This window comes from Inquilinus limosus MP06, from assembly GCF_000767795.1.
GTDB classification, from domain to species: domain Bacteria; phylum Pseudomonadota; class Alphaproteobacteria; order DSM-16000; family Inquilinaceae; genus Inquilinus; species Inquilinus limosus_E.
The window spans coordinates 1-8463 of the sequence record NZ_JANX01000259.1; the positions used below are offsets into that span (position 1 = coordinate 1).

Annotated in this window: 9 protein-coding genes; all 9 read left to right on the forward strand. The window is 71.7% G+C overall.

Going from position 1 to position 8463, the window contains the following annotated elements; all coding sequences use genetic code 11:
- The coding region (locus P409_RS19215) for a stimulus-sensing domain-containing protein (RefSeq protein ID WP_343285515.1) at positions 1-1683 on the forward strand (1683 nt) is incomplete at its 5' end.
- A gap of 43 nt (positions 1684-1726) precedes the next feature.
- Entirely contained in the window at positions 1727-3205 is a 1479-nt protein-coding gene (locus P409_RS19220) for a pre-peptidase C-terminal domain-containing protein (RefSeq protein WP_034841656.1), read from the forward strand.
- A 72-nt stretch (positions 3206-3277) separates the two neighbouring features.
- Positions 3278-3715 (forward strand): HPr kinase/phosphorylase, encoded by a 438-nt coding sequence (locus tag P409_RS19225; RefSeq protein WP_034841658.1) that lies wholly within the window; start codon positions 3278-3280, stop codon positions 3713-3715.
- On the forward strand, positions 3712-4593 hold the full coding sequence (gene rapZ, locus P409_RS19230; RefSeq protein WP_034841661.1) for an RNase adapter RapZ: 882 nt from the start codon (positions 3712-3714) through the stop codon (positions 4591-4593). The genes P409_RS19225 and rapZ overlap by 4 nt, the downstream gene beginning before the upstream one ends.
- A 43-nt stretch (positions 4594-4636) precedes the next feature.
- Complete coding sequence (locus P409_RS19235; RefSeq protein WP_026869137.1) at positions 4637-5047, forward strand: PTS sugar transporter subunit IIA; 411 nt, start codon at positions 4637-4639, stop codon at positions 5045-5047.
- Entirely contained in the window at positions 5044-5346 is a 303-nt protein-coding gene (locus tag P409_RS19240) for an HPr family phosphocarrier protein (RefSeq protein ID WP_052120948.1), read from the forward strand. Before P409_RS19235 ends, P409_RS19240 begins: the two co-directional genes overlap by 4 nt.
- A 4-nt stretch (positions 5347-5350) precedes the next feature.
- Positions 5351-7138: a phosphoenolpyruvate--protein phosphotransferase gene (gene ptsP / locus P409_RS19245; protein WP_052120949.1), complete on the forward strand. Its 1788-nt coding sequence runs from the start codon at positions 5351-5353 to the stop codon at positions 7136-7138.
- Positions 7139-7147: 9 nt separating this feature from the next.
- Complete coding sequence (locus P409_RS19250) at positions 7148-8131, forward strand: NAD-dependent epimerase/dehydratase family protein (RefSeq protein WP_034841664.1); 984 nt, start codon at positions 7148-7150, stop codon at positions 8129-8131.
- Positions 8132-8226: 95 nt separating this feature from the next.
- A partial coding sequence (locus tag P409_RS19255) for a hypothetical protein (protein ID WP_034841668.1) occupies positions 8227-8463 on the forward strand: 237 nt, incomplete at its 3' end.

An 8463-nucleotide genomic window follows, 5' to 3' on the forward strand; every position in this document is an offset into this window, starting at 1 on the left:
GACACGACCGGCGCCGCCGCCGAGGCCGCCGCGCCGGAGGCGGCTGCCGACCCGATCACCGCGACCCCGGTCGGCGGCCGCGCCGTCGACGCCCCGGTCGCGCGCCTGCGCCGGCGCTTCTTCTCCAAGCTCACCGCCCGGGTCCTGGCCGTCAACATGATGGCCCTGATGATGCTGGTCGGCGGCATGCTGTACCTGTCGTCCTACCAGGAGCGGCTGATCGAGAACGAGCTGGCCTCGCTCGACGCCGAGGCCACGATCCTGGCCGCCAACCTGGCCGAGGCCGCGGTGGTCGGCGGCGTCGACACGGCGCAGTCGCTGGACCCGGACAATGCGCGCCAGATCGTGCGCCGGGTGTACCAGACCAACGACACCCGCGCCCGGCTGTTCGGCGCCGACGGCAAGCTGCTGGCCGACAGCCGGATGCTGGGCCAGCCCGGCGGCATCATCGAGGTGCGGCCGCTGCTGCCGCCGCAGTCCAAGGGCTGGCTGCGCGCCGCCTGGGACGCGATCTACGACTGGTCGAACGAATTCGCCGGGCCGCGCAAGCGCTGGCCCGGCTATGTCGAGCGCCAGGACCAGCAGGGCAACGACTATGCCAGCGTGCGCGCCGCGCTGTCGGGCGGCGTCGGCCGCCAGATCTGGACCCGCGAGGACGGCAAGCTGATGCTGGGCGTCGCCGTGCCGGTGCAGCGCGTGCGGCTGGTGCTGGGCGCGGTGCTGATGACCCGCGAGGGCGTCAATATCGAGGGCAACCTGCAGACGGTGCGCGAGGAGATCCTGAAGGTCTTCGCCATCGCGCTGGGCGTCACCATCATCCTGTCGCTCTATCTCGCCGGCACCATCACCCGGCCGATCCGCCGGCTGGCGCGGGCGGCGGAGCGGGTGCAGCAGGGCCGCGGCCGCAAGATCGAGATCCCGGACATGAGCGGCCGGCGCGACGAGATCGGCGAGCTGGCTTCGGCGCTCCGGGCCATGACCGCGGCGCTGTGGACCCGGATCGACGCGATCGAGCGCTTCGCCGCCGACGTGTCGCACGAGATCAAGAACCCGCTGACCTCGCTGCGCAGCGCGGTCGAGACCACCGCCCGGATCACCGACCCGGCGCAGCAGCGCCGGCTGATGGCCATCATCCTGGAGGACGTGCAGCGGCTGGACCGGCTGATCACCGACATCTCCGACGCCTCGCGCCTGGATGCCGAGCTGTCGCGCGCCGAGACCGGCACGGTCGACATCGCCCGCATGCTCGGGATGCTGACCGAGCTGTACAAGACCACGCTGGAGGACACCGGGATCAAGGTCTCCCTGAGCCTGCCGCCCGGATCGGCCCTGACCGTGCCCGGCATCGAGGACCGGCTGGTGCAGGTGTTCCGCAACCTGATCACCAACGCGATCTCGTTCTCGCCGGCCGACGGCGCCATCACCCTGCGCGCCCGGCGCGAGGGCGCCTGGGTGATCGCGACCATCGAGGATGACGGGCCCGGCATCCCGCCGGCCAAGCTGGAGGCGATCTTCGACCGGTTCTACACCGAGCGTCCGGCCGGGGAGAAGTTCGGCACCCATTCCGGCCTGGGCCTCAGCATCTCCAAGCAGATCATCACCGCCCATCGCGGCCAGATCTTCGCCGAGAACCGGGAGGGGCGCCCCGGCGCCCGCTTCACGGTGAAGATCCCGGCGAAGTGAGGGGCGGCACCGATCACGACATCCGCATCGAAGGGGGTTTTTCATGATTTCGAGCCTGCGCGGGCTGCTGCTCGGCAGCGTCTTCGCCCTGGCCGCGGCGCCGGCCCTGGCCCAGACCCAGACGGTGGTGCCGCCGCCGGTCGTCGTCCAGGTCCAGGACCAGGCGGCCGTGCCCGCGCCGCCCGCGGCCGCGCCGGCGGTGGCCGAGGAGATGGACGCGCTGTCCTTCGTCACCTGGGCCAGCGCCTCGGTCCGCGGCGCGCCGAACGGCACCGCCGAGCTGAAGGAGACGCTGCCCTTCGGGTCGCAGGTCATCGTCACCGGCCGGCTGGCCTCCGGCGGCTGGGTGCGGGTGCAGACCCCGAAGACGCCGGTCGGCTACATGTGGGCGCAGACCCTGGCGCCGATGCGCATCGCCATGCCCGGCGCCGATGGCGGCACGCCCGCCACGCCCCCGGCCGACGACTCCGCCGATGACAGCATCTCCACCGCGACGCCGCTCGGCGCCGTCGGCTCCTCCCCGCTCAGCGCCGAGGGCCGGGTCTCGAACGACGACCAGACCGATGTCTACGCCGTCACCACCGATGGCTGGACCGACCTGACCGTCACCCTCACCGGCCTGACCGGCGATGCCGACATCGAGCTGAAGGACAAGGACGGCAACGGCCTCGGCTCCTCCGCCAATGCCGGCTCGGATGACGAGCGCATCTTCACCACGGTCGGCCCCGGCACCTACTACGTCGCCGTCACCAGCTATGGCGACGCCACGCCGTACCGCCTCTCCGTCTCCGGCACGCCGGGCCGGGAACCGCCGCCGGATTCGGCCGGTTCCGACCAGTCCGGCGCGCGCGACCTGGGCGACATCACCGGCACCAGCACCGATGCCAGCGACTGGGTCGGCCCGGCCGACACCAGCGACTACTACGCCTTCACCATCCGCGAGCGGCAGAAGGTCACCATCGGCCTGGACGGCCTATCGGCCGATGCCGACATCAACCTGGTGGGCGCCGACGGCGCCTATCTGCTGAGCGGCACCAACACCGACAGCGAGGCGGAATCGCTGACCGCGACGCTGGATGCCGGCACCTACTACCTGAACGTCTATCCGGCCGGCGCCGAGGCCACCGAGTACCGGGTGACCGTGGCCGGCGAGGCCGCCGCCCCGCCGCCGCCGGACAATGCCGGCAACACGCCGGAGGAGGCCGGGAAGCTGGAGCATGTCGGGCCGACGCCGGTCACCGTGAAGGACTGGGTCGGCTTCACCGACCGCGACGACTACTGGACCTTCACCCTGGTCAACCGCGCCGACGTCACCATCCGCCTGACCATGGAGCAGGGCGACGCCGACATCGACCTGCTGCGCGCCTCGGACCAGGAGAGCCTGATCAGCGGCGCCGAATCCGGCACCGACCCGGAGCAGCTGAACCTGCGGCTGGACCCCGGCACCTATCTGCTGCGCGTCTACTCCTACCAGGGCGACACGCCGTACACGCTGGAGGCGAAGGCGGTGCCGGCGAAATAACCCGTCTTGTTGTCCGATGATTTGCCGTTGCGATTGACACGCGTCGGGGGGCCGGTCACCTTCCCACCCGCGATGGCGACGATCCATGCGACCTGCGTCGCAGTCGACGGCCGCGGCGTGCTGCTGCGCGGGCCGTCGGGCAGCGGCAAATCCGACCTGGCCCTCCGGCTGATCGATGCCGGGGGACGCCTGGTCGCCGACGACCGGGTGCAGCTCTCGCTCGAGGGCGGCGTCGTGGTGGCGCGCCCGCCTGCCGTGCTGGCCGGGCTGATCGAGGCCCGCGGCTTCGGGCCGATCCCGGTGCCGTTCGAGTCCGCCGCCCCGGTGCTGCTGGTCGCCGACCTGAAGCCGGCCGAGACGATCGAGCGGCTGCCGGAGCCGGCGGTGTGCGCCTATCTCGGCATCCGGCTGCCGCTGGTCGCGGTGGCGCCGTTCGAGGCCTCGGCGCCGGTCAAGCTGCGCCTGGCCCTGGCCGCCCTGGCCCTGCCTGCACACCGTCTCGCCCGATGACCGACGATTCCCAATCGACGCGGCCCGGCCCGCGCCATCGTCTGGTGCTGGTGACCGGCCTGTCCGGCGCCGGCCATTCCACCTCGCTGAAGACCCTCGAGGATCTCGGCCACGAGGCGATCGACAACCTGCCGATCGCGCTGCTGGGCCCGCTGGTCGACCATGCCGAGGGCCGGCCGATGGCCGTGACCATCGACACCCGCACCCGCGGCTTCTCGGTCGAGGCGCTGGAGGCCGAGATCGCGGCCCTGCGCGCCCGCGGCGACGTCGATGTCCGGCTGCTGTTCGTCGATGCCGATGACGAGGTGCTGCAGCGCCGCTTCACCGAGACGCGCCGGCGCCACCCGCTGGCGACCGACCGGCCGGTGGCGGACGGCATCCGCCGCGAGCGGCTGGAGCTGTATCCCTTACGCCTGCTGGCCGACGTGGTGGTCGACACCTCGCTGACCAGCCCGCAGGACCTGCGGCGGCTGATCGAGGGGCATTTCGGCCTGGACGCCAAGCCCGGCCTTTACGTCACGGTGATGTCCTTCTCGTTCAAGCGCGGCCTGCCGCGCGAGGCCGACCTGGTGTTCGACGTCCGCTTCCTCGACAACCCGCATTGGGTGCCGGACCTGCGGCCGCAGACCGGCCAGGCCCCGGCGGTGCAGGCGATGATCCGGCGCGACGCCCAGTTCGACCCGTTCATGGCCTCGCTGTTCGGCCTGCTGGAACCGCTGCTGCCGCGCTACAACCGCGAGGGCAAGAGCTACCTGACCATTGCCGTCGGCTGCACCGGCGGCAAACATCGATCGGTGTTCGTGGCGGAGACGCTCGCGGCCTGGCTGGACGGCCAGGGCTATCGCCGCGGGCTGGTCCATCGCGACATGCCGGTATAAGGGCTGACAGGAAGGCATCCGGAACGACATGACCACCCACCCGATGATCGGCATGGTCCTCGTGACCCATGGTCGTCTCGCCGACGAGTTCGTCGCCGCGATGGAGCATGTGGTGGGCGCCCAGCCCCAGGTGGCCACGGTGTGCATCGGCCCCGAGGACGACATGGAGCAGCGCCGGGCCGAGATCATGGACAAGGTCTCCGCCGTCGATGGCGGGCGCGGCGTGGTGCTGCTGACCGACATGTTCGGCGGCACCCCGTCGAACCTGGCGATCTCGATCCTGGACCGCGCCAATGTCGAGGTGATCGCCGGCATCAACCTGCCGATGCTGATCAAGCTGGCCTCGGTGCGGAAGACCGACACCCTGACCGACGCGGTGACCGCGGCCCGCGAGGCCGGGCAGAAATACATCAGCGTGGCCTCCGCCCTGCTGAAGCCCGAGAAGCGCAAATGACCGGCGCGGGGACCCCGGACATGGCGGCCGAGCGGCTGACCCGGAGCGTCACCATCTGCAACCAGCGCGGCCTGCACGCCCGGGCGGCGGCCAAGTTCGTCAAGCTGGTGGCCGAGTTCGACGCCGAGATCTGGGTCGAGCGCAACGGCACCGAGGTCGGCGGCCGGTCGATCATGGGGCTGATGATGCTGGCGGCCGGCCCCGGCACCGACATCGCCATCGCCGCGGCCGGGCCGCAGGCGGCGGAAGCCCTGGCGGCGCTCGTCTCCCTGGTCGAGCGCGGCTTCGACGAGGACTGAATCGATGGCGACCCGGATCGCCGACCTTTCGACATCGGCCCCCGGCCGCGAGATCGTGCTGGGCGGCCTGGCCGTCTCAGGCGGCGTCGCGATCGGCCCGGCGCATCTGATCGAGAGCGGCTTCGAGCAGGTGCCGGAATTCCGGCTGGAGGAGGCCGACCTGCCCGGCGAACGCGAGCGCTTCGCCGAGGCGCTGGCCAAGTCCCGCCGCCAGATCAAGAAGCTGAAGGCCAAGGCCCAGGCGCTGCCGGAGCAAGCGGCCGAGGATGTCGGCTACCTGCTGGATGCCCATGCCGCGATCCTGTCCGGCTCGCGCCTCTTGCGCGGGGTCGAGGCGCGCATCGCCGAGGAGCGGGTCAACGCCGAATACGCGGTGCAGTCGGAGATCGCGGCCATCGCCGCCCAGTTCGCGGCGATGGACGACAGCTACCTGGCCAGCCGCATCGACGACATCCGCGAGGTCGGGGCCCGGCTGATCCGCAACCTGACCAAGCGCCAGTTCCAGGCCTTCGCCAACCTGCCCGAGGGCAGCATTGTGCTGGCCGAGGAGATCACCCCGGCCGACACCGCGCTGATGGATCCGCGCCGGGTGGCGGGCTTCGCCTCGGCCCTCGGCGGCGCCCAGAGCCATACGGCGGTGATGGCGCGGTCGCTGGGCCTGCCGGCGGTGCTGGGCGTGCCCGGCCTGCTGGCCGGGGTCCGCCCGGGCCAGACCGTGATCGTCGACGGCACCGCCGGCCAGGTGATCATCGACCCGACGCCGGAGACGCTGTCCGCCTACCGCATCCGGCGCGACCTGGCGCGGGCCGACCGCAAGCAGCTGGAGGCGCTGGTCGGCCTGCCCTCCTGCAGCCGCGACGGCGTCGCCGTCACCCTGTCGGCCAATGTCGAGCTGCCGCGCGACGTGCAGGTGGCGACGGAGCTGAACGCCGCCGGCGTCGGCCTGCTGCGCACCGAGTTCATGTTCATGAACCGCGACGACCTGCCGGGCGAGGAGGAGCAGTATTCGATCCTGCGCGGCGTGGTCGAGGGCATGGCCGGCAAGCCGGTGACCATCCGCACCCTCGACCTCGGCGGCGACAAGATCGCCTCGGCGCTCGGCGGCCGCTTCGCCGAGACCCCGAACCCGTCGCTGGGGTTGCGCGCCATCCGCCTGTCGCTGAAGGAGCCGAAGCTGCTGGAGACACAGCTGGCGGCGATCCTGCGCGCCGGGGCGCACGGGCCGATCCGGGTGCTGCTGCCGATGATCACCGCGATCGGCGAGATCCGCGCGGTCAAGGCGGCGCTGGACCGGACGATGCGGCGGCTGAAGCGGCGCCGGGTGCCGGTGCCGGCGGCGATGCCGCCGCTGGGCGCGATGATCGAGGTGCCGGGCGCGGCGCTGATCGCCGATGCGCTGGCGCGCGAGGTCGACTTCTTCGCCATCGGCACCAACGACCTGGTGATGTACACGCTGGCCGCCGATCGCGGCGACGAGACCGTGTCGCATCTCTACGACCCGCTGCACACCTCGGTGCTGCGGCTGGTGCAGTTCACGGTCGAGGCGGCGCTGCGCGCCCGCATCCCGGTCAGCGCCTGCGGCGAGATCGCCGGCGACCCGCGCTTCACCGCGCTGCTGGTGGGCCTGGGCATCCGCGACCTGTCGATGGCGCCGCTGCGCCTGCTGGAGGTCAAGCGCCGGATCCTGACCCTGGACAGTGTCGCCGCCGCCCGCCGCGCCCGGATGATGCTGGACCAGACCGATTCCGGCCGCATCGCGGCGTTGCTGGACGACTTCAACGAAGGTGGCTGAGAGCGGCGGATGAAGATCCTGGTCACCGGAAGTTCCGGCCATCTCGGCGAGGCGCTGGTCCGCACGCTGCGGGACCGCGGGCACGAGGCCCTCGGCCTCGACCTGCTGCCCGGGGCGTTCACCGACCGGGTCGGCTCGGTCGCCGACCGTGCCGCCGTGCGGCAGGCCATGGCGGGGGTTCAGGCGGTGCTGCACGCCGCCACGCTGCACAAGCCGCATGTCGCCACCCATGCCCGGCAGGACTTCGTCGACACCAACGTCACTGGCACGCTGACCCTGCTGGAGGAGGCGGCGGCCGCGGGCGTCGGCGCCTTCGTCTTCACCAGCACCACCAGCGTGTTCGGCGACGCGCTGGTGCCGCCGCCGGACGCCCCGGCCGCCTGGGTGACCGAGGATGTCGTGCCGGTGCCGAAGAACATCTACGGCGCCACCAAGGCCGCGGCGGAAGACCTGTGCCAGCTGTTCCACCGCAACCAGGGCCTGCCCTGCCTGGTGCTGCGGACCTCGCGCTTCTTCCCCGAAGCCGACGATGACGGGGCCAAGCGCGCCGCCTATGCCGACGACAACCTGAAGGCCAGCGAGTTCCTGTTCCGGCGGGTCGACATCGAGGATGTGGTCGACGCCCATCTGCTGGCGCTGGAGAAGGCGCCGGCGATCGGCTTCGGCCGCTACATCGTCAGCGCCACCACGCCGTTCCGGCCGGAGGATCTGGCGGAGCTGCGGCGCGATGCGCCGGCGGTGGTGCGGCGTCGCGTTCCCGGCCATGAGGCCGAATATGCCCGCCGCGGCTGGCGGATGCTGCCGGGCATCGACCGGGTCTATGTCAACGACCGGGCCCGCGCCGAGCTGGGCTGGCAGCCCCGCCACGACTTCGCCGCCGTGGTCGACCGGCTGCGGGCGGGCGGCAGCCTGTGGAGCCCGCTGGCCCGGCTGGTCGGGTCGAAGGGCTACCATGCGGAGAGCTTCGCCGAAGGCCCCTACCCGGTGGGCTGACCCGGCCAATCGCGAGCGCCAGGCATTCTCGGCATTGCAATACATAATATTTTATACAAAACTTGCCGATGCCGACTCGTGGTGGGAAGAGAGGCATGCAAGGGATCGTTCATGTGACGCCGGCGATCTGGCTCCGGGATGAGGAGCGTTCGCCGGTCTGCCTGGGCGATGCCGACGATCTTGCCGACTGGCTGGGCCGCACCTGTGCCCTGCTGATGCGGACGGCGAGCGTCGGGGACCGCCAGGTGCTGGAGCTGGAGGGCCTGCTGGCCCGGGTCGAGGCCGTGATCGACGCCGGCGACCCGTTCCTGCCGGCCGAGCTGCGCCGGGAC